The following is a 22190-nucleotide window of genomic DNA, read 5'->3' on the forward strand; positions in this document are numbered from 1 at the left end:
TTTATTGAAGTTTAATTATCTTATATTCCATGGACTTAAAGTTTATAGAATTATGTTTGTTTATATTAATTAAAGATTTATTTATTAAATCAAAACCATTTATATCAAAATTTAATTTAGCATCTATATCTTTAGTATTTTTATTTAAACATATTAAAATTGATTCATTAGGTAACTCTCTTTTAAAAATTAAAAGATTATCTTTATAATAAATAGGAGTAAATGTACCATAAATTAAAGATTTATATTTTTTTCTAAGATTTATTAATAATTTATATAAGTCTAGTAAATCATTATTTTGTTTAGAAGTGTCCCAAATCATACATTTTCTATTAAGTGGATCATCTTCTCCAGTTAATCCAATTTCATCACCATAGTAAATATAAGGTACACCTATATAGGAAAATTGAAAAACTAAGGCAAGTTTCATAGATGAAATATCAAATTGACATTCATTAATGAATCTCTTAGTGTCATGACTACCTAATAAGTTCCACATTTGACGTGATATACTATTCATATATAACATTCTATTTTCAGATAAGATATTCAAAAAATCTTCTGGATCTATTATTCCTTTAGCAAAAAAATCTACACATGCATTTTTAAAAGTGTAATTCATAATACAATCAAATTCATCACCTCTTAAAAAATTAAATCCATTATGGAATATTTCACCGATTATTATTAAATCTTTGTTTAGTGATTTAATTCCTTTTCTAAAGTTTTTCCAAAAATTATGACTAACTTCATCACTTACATCAAATCTCCAACCATCTATTCCAATTTAATTTATCCAGTACTTACCAACATTAATAAAATAATCTTGAACCTCTTCATTTGAAGTATTTAATTTTGGCATTTCTCGTATATTATTTGCAAAAGTATAGTAATTAATTTTTTTTTGATCAATAGGAAAGCTATTTATAATATACCAATCCTTATATTTTGAATTTTCACCATTTTTTATAACATCTTGAAAAGCAAAAAAGTCATCTCCTGAATGATTAAATACAGCATCAAAAATAACTTTAATACCCTTTTCATGGCATTTATCTATTAAAGATTTGGCTATTACAGTATCACCAAATGCTTCGTCGATTTCATAGTAATTGCAAGTATTATATTTATGATTAGAGCTAGATTTAAATACTGGAGTAAGGTATAGGAGATTTATTCCTAAATGTTCAATATAATCTAATTTATCTATTATCCCTTGTAAATTTCCGCCTAATACAGATTTAGAATTTATATTTTCATCTCCCCATGAAGTTGTAGTATTAGGATTATCTATATTAAATCCTTTACAAAACCTATCAGGGAAAATTTGATATACAATAGATTCTTGTAGAGTTTTAACTTCATCATATACATCATCAGGTGAGATATAAGGAAATTGAAATGAATTTGCATCAACACATTCATAAATTGATTTTCTAAAACCTCTTTCATCTAAGATATAAATATTATTATCTTTGTCTATAAGCTCAAAAATATATTTATATCTATTTTTACTAACTGATAAATCAGCTTCATAGTATGAATAAAATTCTCCTTCAGATATTAAAGACATTTCTTTTTTAATAAAAGGATAATTTCCAAATCTATCTTTATAATAAATATAACAACTATTTAAATCATTTTTAGCAGTACGGATTCTTATAGTTAAGGTATTGGTATTTTTAGCATAAGCATATGGTACATCTGTTATATGATAAACAGCAAACTTATTCATATATATTACTCCTTCTTATTGTGTACTTTAATGAAATTATATCAAAGGATATTGATTATATTTGTATATTTATAATATAATATGTATATAATTATTATGAAATGTAATTGGGAGAGAAATTATGAATGATGGATATGAAAGCTTTGAATCAGATTTTAATATTTTTAGTAACAAGATATCTTTTTTAATAGAATCTAGAAATAAAGAAGAAATTATAAGGATAGTTAAAGAAAAGCATAAATCAGAAGTTAGTGATGATGTTGACAAAGAGCATAAAAGGGATGATTTAATAATTTGGAATGCTGTATATACTAGGGAAATTATAAAGAGTGGAATTTCTAAGAAATATCTACATCCTATTTATAATAAATTTTATAGGCAAATTAAGGAAGCAAGTAATATAAGTTCATTGCAAGTTATTGAGATAAATATGATAAATGAATATATAGATTTACTAATAAATGATACAGAAGTTACTGATAGCTTTACTGTTAATAAGCTTTTGCAAGCTCTTCATTTAAATATAGAAAATCATACTTCATTAGAAACAATATGTAATAACTTAAATATATCAGTAGGATATGCATCAACATGTTTTAAAAAGCATAAAGGAATATCTATAATGAAATATTTAAGAGAAATAAAAGTTGAAAGAGCTAAAACTTTACTTTTAAGTACTGAAAAGAGCATATTAGAAATAAGTATATTATTAGGATTTCATGATCAAAGTCATTTCACTAATACCTTTAAAAAAATTGTAGGTATGTCACCATCAGAATTTAGAAATAAAAATTATTCAATATAATTACAATTAATTGAATTCAATTTAGTTTAATAATATAATTTAAAATAAGCATTTAAAAATAATATTAAAAAGGGGGCATAAAAATGTCGTTAGAATGGAGTTTAAAAGAAATATATCCATCATTTAATTCTAAAGAGTTTATTACAGATTTAAAGAAAGTTGATGAGGGAATAGAAGATCTTAAAAGCTTTGCTAAATCTACTGATGAAAAATCAAATGATGTAGTAAAATTAGAGGAATTAATAAATAAGTTAGAGAGCATAAATTTACTTATAAATAGAATAGGTGCTTATGCAAATTTAACTTTAAGTACAGATTCAAAAAATGCAGAAGGAAGAAAGTATTTAGATGTTATAAATTCTAAATATAGTCTTTTAGCAGAGCCGCTAACAAAAATTTATAAATGGATAGCAAATATAAAAGATATAGATACTTTAGTAAATTCATCAAATTTATTAAGTAAACATAAATTTTTTATAAATGAAATTAAAGAAAAAAACAAATATATGCTAAGTGAAAAAGAAGAAGCCATAATTGCTAAAATGAGAAATACCGGTTCAGATGCATGGTCAAATTATAAGGATTATTTAATATCAACACATAAGGTTGATATTAATATTGATAATGAAGATAAATCATTACCATTAACAGTTGTACTAAATATGGCTTATAGTCCAGATGCAGAATTAAGAAAGAAAGCATATGAAGCAGAAATCAAATCATATTCAAAAGTAGAAGAAGGAGTTGCAGCAGCTTTAAATGGAATTAAAGGAGAAGTTTTAACTACTTCTGAGCTTAAGGGATATAAATCACCTCTTCATATGACATTAGAAGAATCTAGAATGGATGAGGATATTTTAAATGCAATGCTTACTGCTATAAAGGAAAGCTTACCTACTTTTAGAAAATATTTAAGAAGAAAAGCAGAAATTCTAGGTCATAAAAGTGGATTACCATTTTATGATTTATATGCACCTGTTATAAATAAAGAAATGAAATTTTCTTATGAAGAAGGAAAAGCATTTGTTGAAAAGAATTTTAGAAGCTTTAGTGATAATCTAGCTGATTTTGTTGTGAATGCATTTAATAATAACTGGATAGATGTTATGCCTAAGGAAGGTAAAGTTGGCGGTGCTTTTTGTGAAAGTATAAAAGCTATAAATGAAAGTAGGATATTATTGAATTATGGTAATAGTTTTAGTGATGTTGTAACTATGGCACATGAACTTGGACACGGATTCCATAGTCATTGCTTAAGAAATGAAACTGTATTAAACTCAGAATATCCAATGACATTAGCAGAAACAGCATCTAACTTCTGTGAAATATTAGTAAAAAGAGGAGCTGTTAAAACAGCAACTAAAGAAGAAGCTTTTGCTATTTTAGAAGCAGAAATATCAGATTGTAATCAAGTAATAGTTGATATATATTCAAGATTTTTATTTGAAAGTGAAGTTTTTGAAAAGAGAAAAGAAAGTTCTCTTTCAGTAGAAGAAATTAATAATGCTATGTTAAATGCTCAAAAAGAAGCTTATGGAGATGGACTTGATAATAACTTCTTGCACAAATATATGTGGACTTGGAAGCCTCATTACTATTATGCAACAGCTAACTTTTACAACTTCCCATATGCTTTTGGAAACTTATTTGCAAAAGGTTTGTATGCTGAATATCTAAAGAGAGGTGAAAGCTTCTGCAAAGAATATGAAGAATTATTAGCTGTGACAGGAAAAGAAAAAGTTGCAGATGTAACAAAAATAATGAATATAGATGTTCATGATGTTAATTTCTGGAGAAATTCTTTGAAGCTTATTGAAGAAGACATAGAAAGATTTATTGCTTTAAGCTATGAAATAAAATAAATTTAATTTTTAAGGGATATTTAAAACACTTTAAATATCCCTTAATTATAAGTTTAATATTAAATCTCTATTTTATAAATTTATAGGGTATAAATTTATAGTAATTTTGTTTGAATTAGTTTTTATTATCAAATATATTAATGTAAGTTTATTTGAATTATTTCACTTCTACTTCCAATTCGGATAGGAGGACCCCAAGTTCCATACCCAGAAGAAACTACTACATTTAAGTTATCTTTTTTCAAATAACCATAATCTATTTCGAATATTTTATCTGTAACTACATTTCCAGGAGTAATTTGACCTTTATGGGTATGCCCAGAAAGTTGTAAATCAATATTAGCATCTAAGCTTTCATTTATATATTTAGGATTATGATCTATTACTATCATAGTTTTAGATTTATCAAGATTATGTGTTAAATCTAATAATGAAGTTCTATCATTTTCAGAAAATCTATTTATTGTAATATCATCTCTACCTATTATATAGAAGCTATCATTTATTAAAATCGATTCATCTCTTAAAACTTTGACAGAATTTTCTTCAAGAACACTTACTATTTGGTTTTCAGCTTTAGTCATTATATCATGATTACCAAGTGAGGCATAAGTACCATATGTAGACTTTATTTTTGAAAATTCGCTTCCCATATTATAATCTAAAAATGGTTTTATATCACTATCTATAATATCTCCAGCAATTATTACTATATCAGGATTTAAAGTGTTAATTTCTTTTACCATTTTAGAAAGTCTTTTGTTTTTAATTATATTTCCTAAATGTATATCAGACACCATAACTACATTTATAGGCTCTTTTAAAGATTCTTTATTTATATCTATATCAAAAGATTTTACATAAGAGTTTTTAGCATTAAAGCTTCCAATTATAGTTATTATAATAAAAATTACAGTGATTAATATAGTTTGATAAATGTAATATTTATTACTTAAATTATTTGATAAAGGTGATTTACTTACAATAATATTTATAATTCCTATAATAGGAAAAGTTAATAAAGTGTACATTAATAATCCCATCCAATATGAGCCAATTAAATAAAGAAAGTTAGTTAAATTAGGAGATATAAATTTATTAAGAAACATTGAAACTATGTATGATAAGGCCAAAGCCCAAAAAATGATCCAAAAAACCAATGGAGAAATTTTGAAAATGTAATTAAATCCATTAAGTATTTTTCTACCTACATAATAATTTATTAAAAAATATAAAAGTGAAAATATAAGAAAAATAATTATATATTTAACCTTCAATTTAATCAACTCCAAAAATAAATTTTAGATTATTATAACATAACAGTATTTTTAAACCAAACGGAATAATGAAATAATAAAAAGTGAATCTGAAAGAGTTAAGGAGATAATTCATTTATATTGAATTATTAAAAATAAAAAATTAACAACATTTATAAATAGTAAGTATTTTATAAGATTAAATTTTTAGTTTTGAGTAGTAAAATATCTGATATTGTTTAAGTATTTATTTCTTAGGTAGTAAAAAGATAATAATTTCCTAAAATGGTATTTTAACTCAATTATATTAGGAGTATAATATTTATATAATTATTTTACTGTCATAATTTGGAAAAGAAATTACATATATTAAAAGAAAAATTATAAAGGGGATTGATTTATAGTGCTTTTATTAATAATAGGGGGAATATCTATTTTTTGTGGAATTATATTATTTAAGTTTCCACCAGAAAGTATTAATGGGATGCTTGGATATAGAACTCCAATGTCAATGAAAAATAAGGATACTTGGGATGAAGCACAAAGATATAGTGGATTAACTATGATTATTTTTGGAGTGATTAGTTTAATAATAGGAGTAATATCATATAGTTTTAGAGGGTTATTGTATAATGAAAGCTTACAGTTAATTCTGATGCTTTTAGGTGCAGTTATTATGATAATATTTGATGAAATCCATTTATGGAAAGTGTTTAATAAAGATGGAACAAGAAAATAAGATTTAATATACAAACTCTAATTTATTGAGTTGACTAGTGGAACAATTTCTAACTTATGATACAATGATGTAAAAAGTAATAAAGCTAGGAGGAGTAAGTGTGTTAAATCAAGAACAAGCTTTGGTTGTAAATGAACTAGAAAAAAATATTTTACTTCTTGCTTCAGCAGGTACTGGTAAAACTAATACTTTATCAAGTAGGATTTCTAATATTATAAAAAGTAATAAAGCAAAAGCTTCAGAAATATTATGCATAACTTTTACGAATAAGGCTTGTGCAGAAATGCGAGATAGAATTGAAAAAGTTGTAGGGGAAGAGGCTAAAGATATTACTATAAGAACTTTTCATAGCTTTTGTTATGATTTAATTAAGATGGATGCGAAGAAAAGAAGCGATATATTTACTGATTTTATTGTCTTTGATGAAGAAGATTGTAGAGAAATAATAAAAGAGTGCAATTATTACAATTATCCTGTTTTTAAATTACAGCAGTTTATAGAGTTAATTAAGATAGAAAGAGCAAGGCTGGATTTATATAGTAATAATATTTTAGATGACTACAGTAAAACTATAGAAAATATACTCAAGTATAATGAAGCTAAGATAAATTTAATATGTAGTGATAAAGGTATATTAAATAGTGAAATGAAGGACTTCTTAGTTAAAAAGGGTCATTTTTTAGTTAATCTATATAATTCATTACTTTATAATAACCATGGATTAGACTTTGCAGATCTAACTTCAAAGGCAAAAGAAATATTAAAGGACGATAAGTTAGTCTTAAGCTTAAGAAAGACATATAAGTATATAAATATAGATGAAGTTCAAGATACAAGTACATTAGAGTATTTTATAATTGAAAAGATATTTAAAGAAAATAATATTTTATTATGTGGAGATATGTTTCAAACTATTTATGGCTGGAGAGGTTCAGAACCACAAAAAATATTAGAATTTTATAAGAAAGAATATAATCCTATCGAAATAGTGTTTTCTAAGAATTATAGATCAACTAAGTTTATAACTAATGGATCTTTAAGCTTTTTAAAAAATGCTTTTGAATCTGAATATAAATCATTATATAAAAATGAGATATCTTCAGAAACAAAAGAAAATGGCGAAAAAATAAAGTTAAAGATGTGTGACAATTTAAGAGATGAAGCTAGATTTATATTTGAAGAAGTTAAATCATTAAAGGAAAATGGTGAAGACATATCAAAACTTTGTATTTTAAGTAGAGATAATAATTATAATATTAAGTTAAGCAGAGAGCTTGGAAGTATAATTGGATATGAGGCTTCTGATTTTGAATTTATTTTAGTAGATCAATTTAAGTTTTTTAGAAGACAAGAAATAAAAGATATTGTTGCTTTTCTTAAACTTATTGCAAATAAATATGATAATGTAAGCTTAAAAAGAATAGTGAAAAGACTCCCAACAGGAATTGGAGATAAAACATTTGAAGTTATAGAATCAAAAGAATATAAAGAAGTTGGAATTTCTTTATGTGACTTTATAGATTTAAATGCAAGAAATTATGGAGAAAAGTATTCATTATTAATAAATGAATTTGCACAAGATAATATAATAGTCTTTGATGTTGAAAGTACAGGAACGGATGTAACAGAAGATGAAATAATACAAATAGCAGCTATAAAGATAAATAAACATGGTGAAGTTATAGATACCTTTGAAAAGTTTTTGAAAAATAACAAGTCTGTAAAATCATCATTTAATGTACATGGATTTAGTGATGAATTCTTAAGTGAAAATGGTGAAGATAAGAAAAAAGTATTAAAAGAGTTTGTAGATTTTTCAAAAGATGCTGTTATAGTAGGACATAATGTGCAATATGATATAAATATTTTAACAAGTGAATTATATAGAAATAACCTAGATGGCCCTAGATTTAAATCGTTTTATGATACATTAGATATATATAGGAGATTTTATACTAACTTACCTAATTATAAATTAGAGACACTTAGTAATAGATTTGAAACAAAAAATAAACCAAGTCATGATGCAATGGATGATATATTAGCTACTAGTGAGTTATTAGTAAGAGCAATAAATGAAAACTTAATTCCTACTTCAATGCAAAGAATAACTTATATGTCTAAGCATTTAAAATCATTTTCATATATTAATGATAAACTTAATGACTTATTTAAAGAAGCTGAACTAAAAAGGCCTCAAGATATAATTGTTGATATAATAAATAAATTTAATATAAAAACATTATATTCAGGAAGAGGAATTGAAGCAGTAAAAGAAGGAAGAGAAAAAATAGAGAGACTTAGAGATTTTTATTCACTTGTAAGAGATTTAGATGATAATACAAAAAGTAACAGAGATTTTTTATTAGATATAATTAAATTAACAGGGCTTTCAAATGGGGAACTTGAAAATCTAATTATAAATAGAACTAATAAAAAAAGAATTCCAATAATAACAGTGCATCAATCTAAAGGTTTAGAATTTGATAGCGTATTTATAGTAGGACTTCAAGAAAATACATTTCCTTCATATATGTCAATAAAGTCAAATAATCTAGAAGAAGAAAAAAGAACATTTTATGTTGCATTAACTAGAGCTAAAAGACATTTATATTTATTAACTCATCTACATGATGATTATAATAGAAAAAATGAAGTAAGTAGATTTTTAGGATATATAGATAAAGAGTATATAGAATTAGATAATGATTATTAGAAGATACTTATAGTCATTTTTATTAAGTTATAGTATAATAAAAAATATTATATAAGTTATAATGAAGAAAAAGGCTTTCAAGTAAGATATAAACTATTATATAGACTAATAGTTTAATTAATGAGATTATTATTTGAAGCAAATATAGTGATAACTGTGAGGGATAAAAATATGAAATACGATTTAAATGTATATGAATTAGGGCAATTATTAAGTAATATTACAAAAGAATATAATACAGAATTACTTTCTAAGATAAAATTGAGTGGTGGATGGATGACTATGACTGGTAAAGTATCTGTAGTATCAATTCCAGAAAATAAAGTAGTTTTAAAAGGAAATAACATAATAACATTAAATATACAAGATAATGAATGTGAAGGAAGCTTAATAAAAATTACAGGAGCTAAGGATAGTAAGTTTACTATTGATATAGCACCAACTAAATATAAGGAGTTTGGAAATACTGGATTAAATTTGAATAAGGTAAAAATAAATGAAAATGAATGTAAGCTTAGAATAGGTGAAGATATGATTTTCACTATTAGAAATGCTTCAGTTGAAAGTATATCAAATATAATAAATAATATGTAATTTTAAAGGGAAAATCTTTATGATTTTTCCTTTTTCTTTATTTTGAGAACAATAACTTTACAAGTTAATTTTTTTTATACTTATTTAAGATTAAAATTAAAAAATAAAGTTTTAAAAAGGATGAAATCTATATGGACATGCTATTAGGAGAATTGTATAATATATGAAGTTAAATATAGGAGAAGGGAATTTAAATGGAAATAAACGATATACTTCAAGTTGCAGCATATGCAGGTAAAATAATGTTAGAAAGTGGAGCAGAGGCTTATAGAGTAGAAGAAACTATGAATAGAATTTGCAACTCATTTGGAATTGAAGTAGCAGATAGTTACGCAACTCCAACAGTGATTATAGCATCAGCCTCACATAAAGGGGAAATAAAATCACTTGTAGTTAGAATTTCAAGTAGATCAGTAGATTTGCAAAGAATTCATAAAGTAAATGATTTAGCAAGAAATATATTAAATAATAAATTTACTGTAAAAGAATTAAAAGATAAATTAAAAGATATAGAAGAAGAAAAGAGATATTCAAATAAAATAACTATATTATTTTCAGCCATAGGCGCATTTGGATTTGTTTTTTTATTTGGAGGATCTTTAAGAGATGCAATTGCAGCATTTTTAATAGGAATAGTAGTTAAGTATTTTTCAATAAAAGGTGAAAATATAGGATTAAATTCATTTTTTATTACAAGTATATGTGCTGGAATTTTAGCATTTCTAGCAATTATATCTATAAAAATCGGAATAGCTATAGATATGGACAAAGTTATAATTGGTTCTATAATGCTTTTGGTTCCAGGACTTGCAATTACCAATGCAATAAGAGACACAGTTGCAGGTGATTTAGTATCTGGTCTTGCAAGAGGGGCAGAAGCATTTTTAACAGCTATTGCAGTTGCTATTGGAACTGGTGTGGTTTTAAGTTTTTGGATTGGAGCATTTGGAGGGATATAAAAATGATTATTGAAGTTCTATCAGCATTTATTGCATCATTTGCATTTGGAATAGTTTTTAATATTAAAGGTAAAAATTTGTTTTTTTCAGCTTTATGTGGTGCATTAGGTTGGTTTATATATAAGTTTTCGCTGAAGGTTGGGAGTTCTGACACAACTGCCTTATTTCTTGCGTCTGTAGGGCTTAGTGTATATTCAGAGATCTTTGCAAGAATATTAAAGACACCAGTAACTACATTTGTAATAGCAGCTTTAATACCTTTAGTTCCTGGTGGAGGAATGTATTATACAATGGTTGAAGTTATTACAGGGAATGTAATGAAATCATTAGAAACAGGAATAAAAACTTTAGCTTCTGCAGGAGTATTAGCTCTTGGAGTGATTTTAGTTTCTACAATTACTAAGACTTTAATAAGATATAATTTAAGTAAAAAAGTAAAAGTTGATCCTAAAATTAATTCTTTAAATAGTTAATGAATAAAATTTATGAAAATACAAATAATATTATCATAGTCAGAAGTTTTATTTATAATTTGACTATGACTATGGGGCGTTGCAGGACAAAATGTAACGCCTTTTGACTTTTTCCTAATAAAAACATATAATAATTAATGGCGAGAATGTATGTTTGTAGGGAGGAAGAAGAATTTGACTAAAGAAAATAACTTGAAGAAATCTTTTGAAAAAACTATGAAAAAGCATAAGGGAAATAAAAAAGCACAATTTATAACTATTATTGTATTTGGAATAATTGCAGTAATATCATTATATTTTGGCAAAGATTTAAAAAATTCCAATATAGGATCTCCAACTGGAAAATTAGAAATATCATATCTAGATGTTGGACAAGGAGATGCAGCTTATATTAGAGTAAATGATTTTGATATATTAATAGATGCTGGTCCAAGAAGTGATGCAGATAAATTAATAAAGCAATTAGAAGAAAAGAATATAGATGATTTTGAAATTGTTATTGCAACTCATCCTCATGAAGATCATATTGGAGGAATGGTAAAGGTTTTTGAAAAATATGATGTTAAAAGTTTTTATATGCCAAAGGTTACACATACAACAAAAACTTTTGAAAATATGTTAAGTGCAGTTAGTAATGAGGGATTAAAAGTTAAAGTGATAAAAGAAGGTACAAGCTTTGATTTAGGAGAAGGTGCAAAGATAGATGTGTATTCTCCAATTTATGAATCATATGAGGAATTTAATGATTATTCACCTATAATGAAATTAACTTTTGGAAACACTAGTTACATGTTTACAGGTGATGCAGAAGCTCATGCAGAACAAGAAGTTGTAGCTAAATACCCTAGTAATTTAGATGCTGATGTATTAAAGTTTGGACACCATGGTTCTAGCACATCATCAACTAAGGAATTTGTTGAAGCAGTTTCACCAGAGTACGGAGTAATTAGTTGTGGTGTAGATAATAAATATGGTCATCCACACAGAGAAACATTACAAACTATAGATCTTCATGGGATAAAAGCCTATAGAACAGATAAGCAAGGTCAAATAACAATTACATCTGATGGAAATACTATTAATGTAAAAACTGAAAAATAAGAAAAAGAGTCTGTCGCAGAAAGCTATTTAATTGTGTGACAGACTCTTTTTCTTATTCTATAACAGTCAAATCCTTTAAATCTTCCTTTGCAGATTCTACATCTTGTAAAAGTTTGTCAACTAATATAGCTATTGCTCCATCACCAGTAACATTAGTTGCAGTTCCAAAACTATCTTGAGCAGCATGAAGAGCAATCATAATTGGTTTTTCAAAGATTCCGAATCCAAGCATTGATTCTAAAATGCCTAAAGCTGCCATAACTCCACCCCCAGGAACACCAGGTGCAGCAACCATAGTTACACCAAGCATAAATATAAACGGTAGCATTAACGAAAATGTAGGCACTCTGCCAGTCATGTACATTACTGCCATAGATGTTAATACAAGAGTTATTGTATCTCCTGCTAAATGTATAGTAGCAGATAGAGGAATAACAAAATCAGTTACTTTTTCACTAACATCATTGTTATTTACACATTCTACTGTAACAGGAATTGTAGCAGAAGAGGATTGAGTTCCAACTGCTGTTAAATAAGCAGGCAACATATTTTTAATAAGTTTTAATGGATTTTCTTTCTTTATACTACTAGCAAATGAATATTGAATTAAGATATAGATTATTTGAATAGCAAATAAAATTATATAAACTATAGCAAAGCTTTTTAATGTACTAAAAATTTCACCACTAAAGCTAAGTCTAGCAAATATTGCACCAACATAAATAGGAACTATAGGTATAAGTATATTAGAAATAATCCTAGTTACTATTAAATTAAATTCATTAAATATATTTAATATGCTACTATTTTTAATCTTTGATAAGCTTACTCCCATTATAAAAGAAAACACTAGTGCTGACATAACAGTCATTATAGGTGGAATATCAATACTAAAAAAAGCATTAATTTCATTACTTGATTCTATAACTAAAGAATTTGATTCTAAAAATTTAGGTAATAAATATGATCCTATAGAAAATGCTAAAAAACCAGCGCATAGAGTAGAAATATATGCTACTGCAGTTGTAATTAACAAGGCTTTTCCTGATTTATGGCCAAGAGATGCTATTCCAGTAACTATGAATCCAATCATAATCAAAGGAATAATAAAAGATAAAAAACTTCCAAATAATTCACTAAATGTTGCTAAAAGTCTAATTGGAAAATCAATATTAAGATTTTTAAATATTATACCAAAAGATATACCAAGAACTAGTGCTATAAATATTTTTAAAATTAATGATATATTTTTCATAATAAAGCCCCCTTTTAACATAATGTACTTGATTGAAATACATCTGTATTTGAATTAACTACATAATACAATTTGAGTGAGTTAAAGTCAAGGAAAAAGTATTAATAAATTTCATAAGTGAATTAATATTTTTAAATAGGAAAACATAAATAAATATGAAGTATTTAGCAGAAGACAATATTATTTAGGAAGGAGTAAGTTATGAGTATATTAGATGTATTTAAAAAATCTTCAAATTATGAAGAAAAATTAGATGAAGCTATATATATATTAAGAGATATAGTTAAGGCAATAAAAGATTATAGTAAAGAAGATGATTTACTTGAAAGTTATCACTATTTGAGAAAGGATATTTATAATATAAATTTAGCAAGATTAGAACTAGAAAATTCATTGCTAAGAAATCATTTAAGTAAAAATGAAGATTATGAAGAGTTGTGTTACGAGCATAAATATAAATTATCCACAGTAAAAAGTGAAATGGAAACATCAATTATTGAAGCTTTATCTGCAATTAATTTACTAATAAAAAATTATAAAAACTTATATAAAACTTGTGATAAACAAACAAAGAAAAGGCTAATTGAAGGATATGATAATTGCTTAAAATATTTAAATAAAGCAAAAAAAATATTATTTGATAAAGATTCTGTAAGTAGATATATAACTGATAGAGAAGGAAAGTTACAAGAAGAGATAGATATTGATTTGAGAAATGAATATAATATTAAAGTTGATAACAGTGTTAATGGATTAATATTAAAATTAGATAAATGCAATAATGGAATAATATCAGATTTATCACAAATGGTAACTTTAGTTGGTGAAAGAAAAATAGAAAATGTATCTATGGTTTTAAAGAAGCTTAATAAAAGAGTTGAATTTACAGAAATAGTTATAAATGTGTTAAAAAATAAAAATTCAATAGAAAATAAAAATGATATTATGGAAAATTTAAATTACATAGAAAATGAAAATAACGAAGTGAAATTTAACATAGATTTAATAAGATATAATTCTAAAATAATATTAATGGATATACAGTTAAATAAACCTATAGATGCTGATAACTTCATAGAAGCAATTGATAAAGTAAAAGAAAACTGTGAAGCAATTAAAGAAAATATATTTAAAATAAATAAAAAGCTAAAAGAAAATTATCATAGGGATAAAAATGAATGCTTAGATATAGAAGATAGAGAATATAATGCTTTTTGTATAGATTCATATATACGTTATTATTATTATGATAAAGATGATATTGAAAGAGAATGGGATAATTACGAGGAAATTATAAACGGTATTGATGAAATGGGACTTTTTGAACAAGATGGATATTGCTTTAGGTATACTAAAAATGGAATGATTTTAGGTATAAAAACAAAAGAAGATGTTATGCTTGAATTCACAGATAACTGCAAAGATATTAAAATTAATGGAAAGAAAAAATATTTGAATTTAAATAAAAAATTTGAAGTAGATAAATTAATGAATTACACAAGAATAACAACAACCATAAATGAATTAAATGATTATATAATGTGTGTACTTTATATAGACAATACAAATGCAGATATATTTGTTAGAGAGCTTGAAAAAGTTAAATCTGCACAAGAAAATAAAAGAAAAGCTATTTAAGTTGCTGAAAATGATTGGATTAGAGAATAGATAATTTTATGTGAAATCTATTTTTAAAATATTAAATACAAGGGAGTAACGTTTCGTTACTCCCTTGTATTTTGTTGAATTTATTGATTATAATAACTCTTTAATATAAAATATGCAGTAAACAAATCTTTTTTATTTATTTTTATTAATTTTCTTTTCATATGAAGAATATAAAATTAAAGCTATAATAGCAAAAATTATAGGTCCTGCAATTTGAAAAATAGTAGATATATAATCTTTAGTTTCTAAAGCAGGTTGTAGTACAGTGAAGACATTAGCAAATCCAACTGTTAAAGTAACTATAATTGCGGCTACTGTTGCAAAGGAGTCCTTTTTATAAATTTCAAATGGTTTTTCAATTTCCTTTTTCTTTTTGAAAGATATAAAAGCAAATGATAAAAACATATATGGAATTGTCATTGCTACATTTCCCATTAAAACTAAATAGTTTAAAAATACACTTGCACTTTTACCACCAAAGGATGTTATAAGTATTATTGCTACTACAATAATACATTGAATCCACATTGCATTCTTATGCATATTATTTTCATCTTTTTCACTCCATGATTTTGGCCAAATTCCAGCAGGTGTTCCTTCTATCAATTGTTTTAAAGGCGAATATGCTAATGTAAAAAATGCACCAAGTAGTGCTAAAAACATTGCAAGGCCAATATATCTAGCAAACCAAGAACCAAGTATATTTATTGCATTTTGAGATAATCCTAAAACTTTTCCAATTTCCACACCTAAATTTTTTATAACTATGTAAGATACATTTGCCATATTAACTTCAGAACCTTTTAAAATACTATTCCAATTTATAAAAAATCCTGTAAATAATATTGCTAAAGAATATCCTATGGCAATTACTATTGCAGAAATTTTAATTCCTCTTGGAAACGTAACTTTAGGATTTTCAGTTGAATCAGCTAATCCTCCAACAACCTCAAGACCACCATAAGCAAATAAGGCAAAAACTAAAAAACCTAAAATTCCTAAAGGTGATTGATATGATGGATTAGGTGATGTTATAAATGCATTAATATCAATGGGTTCCGCAAACTTAAACTTATTTCCAATAAGGACTATTAATCCACCAATTATTAAAACTAAGTTAGCACTAGTTACAAATATTCCACCAACAGAAGCTACTTTAGCAATTCCTTTAAGCCCTTTTGATGAAATAAATGTTATTAATATAACAAAAATTGATCCTAGTATAGCAAGTGTTCTTGGTGCATTTAATCCAAATAAAGACCAAGTAGAAGTATTATCTGATCCAAAAATTAAATTTGATAAAGGAACCCAAATTGAAGATGATACATTAACCATCCAAATTAAATAAGAACTATACCACATAAATGTACCAACAAAGGCATATTTAGGACCAATTGATTTATCCATCCAAGTATATATTCCACCACTTTCGTTTCTGAAGGCTGCCCCATATTCAGCCATCATAAAAGCATATGGTAAAAAGAAAAAAATTGCTGAAAATAGATACCAAGGTATTGCTGAATATCCCATTAAATAAAACGCTCTAGGAATATTATTAAATCCGTAAACTGATGTGAAAATCATTAATATAAGTGCGGATAAGGTTAACTTACCACTATCTAATTTTTTATTTCCCACGATTAAACCTCCTTAAATTACTAATTAAAATTATTTTGTTCAATATTGGAGTAATATATTAAGGGAAGTTTACCCATTTTTAATGTTATAATTATTAATAACTTTTGCAAAGATATGATATAATTTACTATGGAATTATATATTGGTTAATTTGTAAAATACTAAAGAGAGATCTATATTTTGATTTTGATAACTAGCATAATTGAATATATCTATAATAAATTAAAGTAGAAAGGTGAAGAAGATGGAAAAGATTAAATTAAGCAATACTTTAGAAATGTCTAGAATAGTTCATGGACATTGGAGACTTATGGATTGGAATTTAAGCAATAAAGAATTATTAAAATTAGTAGAAGAAGTTTATGAATTAGGCATAACGACAATAGATCATGCAGATATATATGGAAACTTTTGTTGTGAGGAAAAGTTTGGTGATGCATTAAATTTAAAAAAAGAATTAAGAGAAAAACTACAAATAGTAACTAAGTGTGGTATTAAATTCCCATCAATTAATAGACCAGAAAATAAATCACATTGTTATGATACAAGTAAAGAACATATAATAAAATCAGCCGAAAGATCTTTAAAAAACTTTAAAACAGATTATTTAGATCTTTTATTAATTCATAGAGTAGATGCGTTATTAAATCCAGAAGAAGTAGCAGAGGCATTTTCAAAATTAAAAAGTGAAGGGAAAGTAAGAAATTTTGGAGTATCTAACTTTTTACCATCACAATTTAATATGTTAAATTCATATTTAGATGAAAAATTAGTAACAAATCAAATTGAAATATCTCCTTTAAATTTAGAGCATTTTGAAAATGGAACACTTGATTTAATGCTTGAAAAAAGAGTAAAGCCAATGGCATGGTCACCTCTTGCTGGAGGGAGAATATTTAATGGTGAGGATGAAGCAGCAATTAGAGTTAGAAAGGTTTTAAATAAAATAAAAGAAGAAGTTTCTGCAAATGATATTGATGAAGTTGTATATGCATGGATCCTAATGCATCCAAGTAAAATTATGCCTATAGTTGGGTCAGGTAATATAGATAGAATTAAATCAGCTGTTAGAGCAACTAAAATAAATCTTACAAGAGATCAATGGTTTGAAATTTATGTAGCAGGAAGAGGAGTAGATATTCCTTAAGCAATAAAATTTACAAATTAAAACAGGAGCTGTCGCATAATTAAATGGCTATATGCGACAACCCCTGTTATATTAAAGTTAAAAATTAAGTTCTAAAATCAAATTTATGAGAACATCTTTTACAGGTTACTACTATTTTGCCTTTTTTTCGAGGTAATCTTAATTTTTGACCACAACTTGGACATTTTGTTATTTTAAAGTTTTTCTTTTCATTTATCTTATTTTCTATTATTTTAAAAAGGAAAGTAAGATTATTTAAATCAAGTGGTGGCATATTGCTTGGAATTGTAAATCCAAGCTTTGATAGCGGTTTATTAATAAATGTAACAAAAGAATTAAGTTCTCTTCTTCTTTTATATATATCTTTAGAAAATACTCTAAAGATAGCAATTAAAAGTACGGCATAACCAATTATCCTTGTATAATGAGAAAAATTAAGTAATGAACTTAAAAATAATAAAACTAAAGTTAGTATATCTACTCCATATGTACCTTTTAAGAATCCCATTTAAACACCTCTATTATAATATATTAAATATATTATAATACAAAGAACTAGCTTCTTCAATTTATATGACATTATATATTATTGGGATTGTATTTTAGAAGCATATATAGTTAAATATATATAGCAATAAATCATGAGGTGAATATAAATGAAAGATAGAATTCCAAAAGATTATTTAGTTAGAATAACAAAAGCATCAACTTATTTCATTTTTAGGAATGGCCCAGTTAAAAAGTTATATGATGATGGTAAACTAGAAGATTCAGATATTAGGGAAATGCAAATATATATGCAAAATCATCTAGCATATTTATATAATGTTCTATTAGAAGAAAATGATTTAAAAAAGTTTGATTTGATTATTTCTACAATGGACAAGTTTTATATAAATGATTCTGAAGAGGTTGAGTTTGATGATGATGGATTTGATGATTTTTATAATAAATTATTCAATGAAGTTATGGAAACTATAAAGATTAAAAAATAGATTACAACCATATTTTAATAAAAACTTAAGCTTAGGAGTTATAATTAACTATAATTATTATAATAATATAACATCCTGGGGGGATTTTTATGTGGTTTTTCAACATTATTTTATATTTTAGTATATATAGTTTTCTTGGATGGGGTTGTGAAGTTATTTATTGTTCAATACTAGCTAAGAAGCTTATAAATCGAGGTTTTTTAAAAGGACCAGTGTGCCCTGTTTATGGGTTTGGTGCAATTTTTGTTATTTATATAATGAAATGGATGAGTATTGATTCTACAATTTTAGTGTTTATTTTTGGCGGTGTGATTGCTTCTATAATAGAGTTTATTGCAGATATTTTATTAGAATCTGTATTTCATACAAGGTTATGGAATTATTCAGATAGAAAATTTAATATTAAAGGTAGGGTTTGTTTACTAAATTCAAGTTTATTTGCAATTTTATCAGTTGTATTGATAAAGATACTTCATCCTTTTATATTAGGTATAGTAAGTAGTTTAAGTTCAATTACTATAATAATAGTATCGATTTTATGTATAGTGTTATTATTAATCGATGGTGTATTAACAGTTAAAGAAGTAATTAACTTAAATATAACTTTAAAAAATATGAATATTTTAGAGGAAATTAAGAAAGAGTTAAAATTAAAGAAACATAAAAGATTTATTCAAGCTTTTCCTCAATTAGAGCATAAAAAATATATGAAAGAATTAGGAAAGCTTAAAGAACTTATTAAAGAATCTATGAAAAATAGTAAAAAGGTATAACTTTTTTGTTATATGTAAAGATTTATTATTATGGAGGTGAAGCTATGTACATCGCATTTGGAAGAAAAGTGGTTGATACAGAGGAAGTAAAAAATGAAATTGAAAATAATTCAGAGTTTAAAGTAATTAAAGATATGAGTAAAGGGACAAAAAGAGAAGACACATTGGCTTTTAACTTAAGCATAGATATAAATACACTAAATGGAATTATTGAAGATGATTATAATATAGATGAGTTAAATGAAGATGAGCTTTTTGATGAATACATGAGTTTATCAGAAGAGTTAGCTACAGATATGGAAGATATCTTACCAGATGAAGCTATTATAGATATAAAAGCTTATAAATGGGATCCATCTGATAATGATATAAAGCTTATAATAGCAGCAACACATGAAGATACTGGTGAAGGTAAACTTAAAGATGTAATGAGAAGATTAATAACTCAATTAGAATAATAAAAAGTCGCCATATTTAAATTATGGTGACTTTTTAGCTTTAAGCTATAATTTTGTAATGTGAGAATAGCTTTATTATGAATTATTTTTTCTTTTTTGAGTTCTTTTTTGATGACTCTTTTTTGCTGTTTTTTTTATCTTTGGAGTCATTCTTTTTGTTTTGGTTGGATTTACTCATTGTATTCTCCTAAATAATTATTTAATTAATAATATTATCTTATCTTGTAGAATATACTGAAAATTTAATGAAAATAGAATTATAGCTATTAATCTTTCAAGTGGAGAAAGAAAACTGCATACATTAGATGAGTATATGGTAATAGATGATTTTGAGAAATTATCTAATTTAATACTAGAAATAATTAAAGCAAGTAAATAAAAAAATAAGGAGTAGTAACCTTAGTAAGGCACTGCTCCTTATTTAGTTTTATAGTAGGTAGCAATAAATTAGCACATTCCGCCACTACCACCGCCCATGTTTCCGCCACCACAAGCATTCATATTATTTTGAGTAGTTCCTTGAGAACTGTTTTGCTTGTAGTAATTAATTATTTCATTAGAGCGCATTCTTAAGGTGTTTAGGGTTTTAGCATATTCTTCATTTTCAGGATCAAGCTCTGTAGCAGTTACTATATGCTGAACTCCCATGTCAAACCAGCCTTTCTTAAAATAAACAAAGCCTTTTAAGTAATTCCATTCAGCAGAGTCTTTTAAATCTAAAAGATTTAATTTACTTTCAGCAATTGGAATATTATTATTATCAATAAGTGTTCTGATTTCTTTATATACTGCACCATTAATTAATACATCATAAGCCATATTAGCTTCGGAAAGAACTTCTTCAGCAAGTGGACGAGTTTGAAAATCTGGGTTATTAGTACCGTATTCATCTAATATGTTTTTATAAGCTTGTTTAATTTCTTCCTTGGAAGATTCTGGAGTAACCCCTAAAATTTTATATGGATCCAAAATAGTTTCACATCCTTCATATTTATATACTTATTATAAATATATAGTTAATCATGAAATTATGTTACAAATTAAGTTCGTCATAAATTTTAAATATATTTGGAAAGAAGACAATAATGTGATAAATTAATTTTATAAATATAAATAAAAAGGAGATAACAAATGACGAGATTTAAAAAAATATATATAGAAACAACTAATATCTGTAATTTAAGTTGTAATTTTTGCCCTAAAACAAGTAGACAATTAGGGTTTATGAGCGTAGAAAGCTTTGATGAAATAATAAATAAGATTAAGGGATATACTAATCATATTTACTTACATTTAATGGGTGAACCATTTTTAAATAAGAATTTAGAAACATTCCTAAAAATAGCAAAAGAAGAAGATTTAAAAGTAAATATAACAACAAATGGAACATTAATAAATAAAGTTAAAGATATAATAATAGACTCAAAAGCAGTAAGGCAAATAAATATATCATTACATAGTTTCGAAGCTAATGATAATGATATAGAATTTAATGAATATATAAATAATGTTTTAGATTTTATTAATGAATCTACTGAAAAAGGTGAAACAATTTGTGCTCTTAGACTTTGGAATATAGATACAGATGAATTAAAAGCAAATAATAATTTAAATTCACAAATAATAAAGTTAATAGAAGATAAATTAAACCTTGAATTTAACTTATTAGAAGTTTTAAAAGAAAAAAAGAGATTGAAGCTAAAGGATAAAGTATATTTAAATATGGCAGAAAAATTTAGTTGGCCAGATGCAAACTTATCATTAATAAGTGAAGATGTATTTTGTCATGGTCTTAGAGATCAAATTGGAATATTACTTGATGGAACGGTTGTGCCATGTTGTCTAGATAGCGAAGGAAAAATACCTTTAGGTAATATTTTTGAACAAAGTTTAGGAGATATAATAACATCTGAAAGAGCAAGAAATATATATGATGGATTTTCAAGAAGACGTGCAGTAGAAGATTTATGTAAAAGATGTGGATATGCAAAAAGAAATTTTAAATAATAGATGTTT

At 25.3% G+C, this 22190-nt stretch carries 19 protein-coding genes and 1 pseudogene; 14 read left to right on the forward strand and 6 right to left on the reverse strand.

The features are described from left to right. Position 1: 1 nt before the first annotated feature. Positions 2 to 1735, reverse strand: a pseudogene (locus I2E83_RS07935) (glycoside hydrolase family 13 protein). 121 nt (positions 1736 to 1856) lie between these two features. Between I2E83_RS07935 and I2E83_RS07940 the strand changes: the two are divergent. Beyond that, positions 1857 to 2540, forward strand: coding sequence for an AraC family transcriptional regulator (locus I2E83_RS07940; protein WP_195264307.1), 684 nt, complete (start codon positions 1857 to 1859; stop codon positions 2538 to 2540). An 83-nt stretch (positions 2541 to 2623) separates the two neighbouring features. Next, positions 2624 to 4402 (forward strand): M3 family oligoendopeptidase, encoded by a 1779-nt coding sequence (locus I2E83_RS07945; protein ID WP_195264308.1) that lies wholly within the window; start codon positions 2624 to 2626, stop codon positions 4400 to 4402. Positions 4403 to 4539: 137 nt separating this feature from the next. Here the strand turns inward: I2E83_RS07945 and I2E83_RS07950 are convergent, their stop codons facing one another. Further along, positions 4540 to 5433, reverse strand: coding sequence for a metallophosphoesterase (locus I2E83_RS07950; protein ID WP_243242134.1), 894 nt, complete (start codon positions 5431 to 5433; stop codon positions 4540 to 4542). Positions 5434 to 6061: 628 nt separating this feature from the next. On the opposite strand from I2E83_RS07950, the gene I2E83_RS07955 reads away from it, so the two are divergent. From I2E83_RS07955 to I2E83_RS07980, 6 genes are all read left to right on the forward strand, one after another. Then, positions 6062 to 6397: an SdpI family protein gene (locus tag I2E83_RS07955; protein ID WP_195264310.1), complete on the forward strand. Its 336-nt coding sequence runs from the start codon at positions 6062 to 6064 to the stop codon at positions 6395 to 6397. Between the two features lie 100 nt (positions 6398 to 6497). Then, a complete protein-coding gene (locus tag I2E83_RS07960; protein WP_347707765.1) occupies positions 6498 to 9113 on the forward strand; it encodes a 3'-5' exonuclease in 2616 nt (871 codons plus the stop codon). A gap of 171 nt (positions 9114 to 9284) precedes the next feature. Beyond that, entirely contained in the window at positions 9285 to 9707 is a 423-nt protein-coding gene (locus I2E83_RS07965; protein ID WP_195264311.1) for a UDP-N-acetylglucosamine pyrophosphorylase, read from the forward strand. A 194-nt stretch (positions 9708 to 9901) separates the two neighbouring features. Next, on the forward strand, positions 9902 to 10666 hold the full coding sequence (locus I2E83_RS07970) for a threonine/serine exporter family protein (RefSeq protein WP_195264312.1): 765 nt from the start codon (positions 9902 to 9904) through the stop codon (positions 10664 to 10666). A gap of 2 nt (positions 10667 to 10668) precedes the next feature. Then, a complete protein-coding gene (locus I2E83_RS07975) occupies positions 10669 to 11139 on the forward strand; it encodes a threonine/serine exporter family protein (RefSeq protein ID WP_195264313.1) in 471 nt (156 codons plus the stop codon). 216 nt (positions 11140 to 11355) lie between these two features. After that, complete coding sequence (locus I2E83_RS07980; protein WP_195264367.1) at positions 11356 to 12240, forward strand: ComEC/Rec2 family competence protein; 885 nt, start codon at positions 11356 to 11358, stop codon at positions 12238 to 12240. Positions 12241 to 12292: 52 nt separating this feature from the next. Here I2E83_RS07980 and I2E83_RS07985 read toward each other — a convergent pair whose 3' ends face one another. Continuing rightward, on the reverse strand, positions 12293 to 13495 hold the full coding sequence (locus I2E83_RS07985; RefSeq protein ID WP_195264314.1) for a dicarboxylate/amino acid:cation symporter: 1203 nt from the start codon (positions 13493 to 13495) through the stop codon (positions 12293 to 12295). 201 nt (positions 13496 to 13696) lie between these two features. Here I2E83_RS07985 and I2E83_RS07990 point away from each other — a divergent pair, with 201 nt between their 5' ends. Continuing rightward, the gene (locus tag I2E83_RS07990; protein WP_195264315.1) at positions 13697 to 15133 is read left to right on the forward strand and encodes a hypothetical protein; all 1437 of its coding nucleotides are present in this window, start codon (positions 13697 to 13699) and stop codon (positions 15131 to 15133) included. Positions 15134 to 15295: 162 nt separating this feature from the next. On the opposite strand, the gene yjeM is transcribed toward I2E83_RS07990, so the two are convergent. Continuing rightward, positions 15296 to 16801 carry a glutamate/gamma-aminobutyrate family transporter YjeM gene (gene yjeM, locus I2E83_RS07995; protein WP_195264316.1) on the reverse strand — a complete coding sequence of 502 codons (1506 nt, stop codon included), beginning with the start codon at positions 16799 to 16801 and terminating at the stop codon, positions 15296 to 15298. Positions 16802 to 17045: 244 nt separating this feature from the next. Here yjeM and I2E83_RS08000 point away from each other — a divergent pair, with 244 nt between their 5' ends. Continuing rightward, positions 17046 to 17948: an aldo/keto reductase family oxidoreductase gene (locus tag I2E83_RS08000; protein WP_195429354.1), complete on the forward strand. Its 903-nt coding sequence runs from the start codon at positions 17046 to 17048 to the stop codon at positions 17946 to 17948. A gap of 85 nt (positions 17949 to 18033) precedes the next feature. Here I2E83_RS08000 and I2E83_RS08005 read toward each other — a convergent pair whose 3' ends face one another. Further along, the gene (locus tag I2E83_RS08005) at positions 18034 to 18456 is read right to left on the reverse strand and encodes a hypothetical protein (RefSeq protein WP_195264318.1); all 423 of its coding nucleotides are present in this window, start codon (positions 18454 to 18456) and stop codon (positions 18034 to 18036) included. 148 nt (positions 18457 to 18604) lie between these two features. Here I2E83_RS08005 and I2E83_RS08010 point away from each other — a divergent pair, with 148 nt between their 5' ends. The 3 genes from I2E83_RS08010 (at position 18605) to I2E83_RS08020 (ending at position 20174) form a co-directional block, all read left to right on the forward strand. Then, positions 18605 to 18943 carry a hypothetical protein gene (locus I2E83_RS08010; RefSeq protein ID WP_195264319.1) on the forward strand — a complete coding sequence of 113 codons (339 nt, stop codon included), beginning with the start codon at positions 18605 to 18607 and terminating at the stop codon, positions 18941 to 18943. 89 nt (positions 18944 to 19032) lie between these two features. Next, complete coding sequence (locus I2E83_RS08015) at positions 19033 to 19716, forward strand: putative ABC transporter permease (protein WP_195264320.1); 684 nt, start codon at positions 19033 to 19035, stop codon at positions 19714 to 19716. 44 nt (positions 19717 to 19760) lie between these two features. Continuing rightward, positions 19761 to 20174, forward strand: a complete 414-nt coding sequence (locus tag I2E83_RS08020; RefSeq protein WP_195264321.1) for a hypothetical protein — start codon at positions 19761 to 19763, stop codon at positions 20172 to 20174. 447 nt (positions 20175 to 20621) lie between these two features. On the opposite strand, the gene I2E83_RS08025 is transcribed toward I2E83_RS08020, so the two are convergent. After that, positions 20622 to 21143, reverse strand: coding sequence for a J domain-containing protein (locus tag I2E83_RS08025; RefSeq protein WP_195264322.1), 522 nt, complete (start codon positions 21141 to 21143; stop codon positions 20622 to 20624). Positions 21144 to 21305: 162 nt separating this feature from the next. Here I2E83_RS08025 and I2E83_RS08030 point away from each other — a divergent pair, with 162 nt between their 5' ends. Beyond that, complete coding sequence (locus I2E83_RS08030) at positions 21306 to 22181, forward strand: radical SAM protein (protein ID WP_195429356.1); 876 nt, start codon at positions 21306 to 21308, stop codon at positions 22179 to 22181. The last annotated feature ends 9 nt before the right edge of the window (positions 22182 to 22190 follow it).

The organism is Clostridium sp. D46t1_190503_E9 (assembly GCF_015555225.1).
GTDB lineage: Bacteria > Bacillota > Clostridia > Clostridiales > Clostridiaceae > Clostridium.

Excerpts from the sequence above, each read along its gene's own strand:
- I2E83_RS08030 (WP_195429356.1), top strand. The coding sequence starts at position 21,306 with ATGACGAGATTTAAAAAAATATATATAGAAACAACTAATATCTGTAAT.
- I2E83_RS07990 (WP_195264315.1), top strand. The coding sequence starts at position 13,697 with ATGAGTATATTAGATGTATTTAAAAAATCTTCAAATTATGAAGAAAAA.
- I2E83_RS07950 (WP_243242134.1), bottom strand. The coding sequence starts at position 5,433 with ATGTACACTTTATTAACTTTTCCTATTATAGGAATTATAAATATTATT.
- I2E83_RS07965 (WP_195264311.1), top strand. The coding sequence starts at position 9,285 with ATGAAATACGATTTAAATGTATATGAATTAGGGCAATTATTAAGTAAT.
- I2E83_RS07975 (WP_195264313.1), top strand. The coding sequence starts at position 10,669 with ATGATTATTGAAGTTCTATCAGCATTTATTGCATCATTTGCATTTGGA.
- I2E83_RS07980 (WP_195264367.1), top strand. The coding sequence starts at position 11,356 with ATGAAAAAGCATAAGGGAAATAAAAAAGCACAATTTATAACTATTATT.
- I2E83_RS07945 (WP_195264308.1), top strand. The coding sequence starts at position 2,624 with ATGTCGTTAGAATGGAGTTTAAAAGAAATATATCCATCATTTAATTCT.
- I2E83_RS08015 (WP_195264320.1), top strand. The coding sequence starts at position 19,033 with ATGTGGTTTTTCAACATTATTTTATATTTTAGTATATATAGTTTTCTT.
- I2E83_RS07985 (WP_195264314.1), bottom strand. The coding sequence starts at position 13,495 with ATGAAAAATATATCATTAATTTTAAAAATATTTATAGCACTAGTTCTT.
- I2E83_RS08020 (WP_195264321.1), top strand. The coding sequence starts at position 19,761 with ATGTACATCGCATTTGGAAGAAAAGTGGTTGATACAGAGGAAGTAAAA.
- I2E83_RS08000 (WP_195429354.1), top strand. The coding sequence starts at position 17,046 with ATGGAAAAGATTAAATTAAGCAATACTTTAGAAATGTCTAGAATAGTT.
- I2E83_RS08005 (WP_195264318.1), bottom strand. The coding sequence starts at position 18,456 with ATGGGATTCTTAAAAGGTACATATGGAGTAGATATACTAACTTTAGTT.
- I2E83_RS07940 (WP_195264307.1), top strand. The coding sequence starts at position 1,857 with ATGAATGATGGATATGAAAGCTTTGAATCAGATTTTAATATTTTTAGT.
- I2E83_RS07970 (WP_195264312.1), top strand. The coding sequence starts at position 9,902 with ATGGAAATAAACGATATACTTCAAGTTGCAGCATATGCAGGTAAAATA.
- I2E83_RS08010 (WP_195264319.1), top strand. The coding sequence starts at position 18,605 with ATGAAAGATAGAATTCCAAAAGATTATTTAGTTAGAATAACAAAAGCA.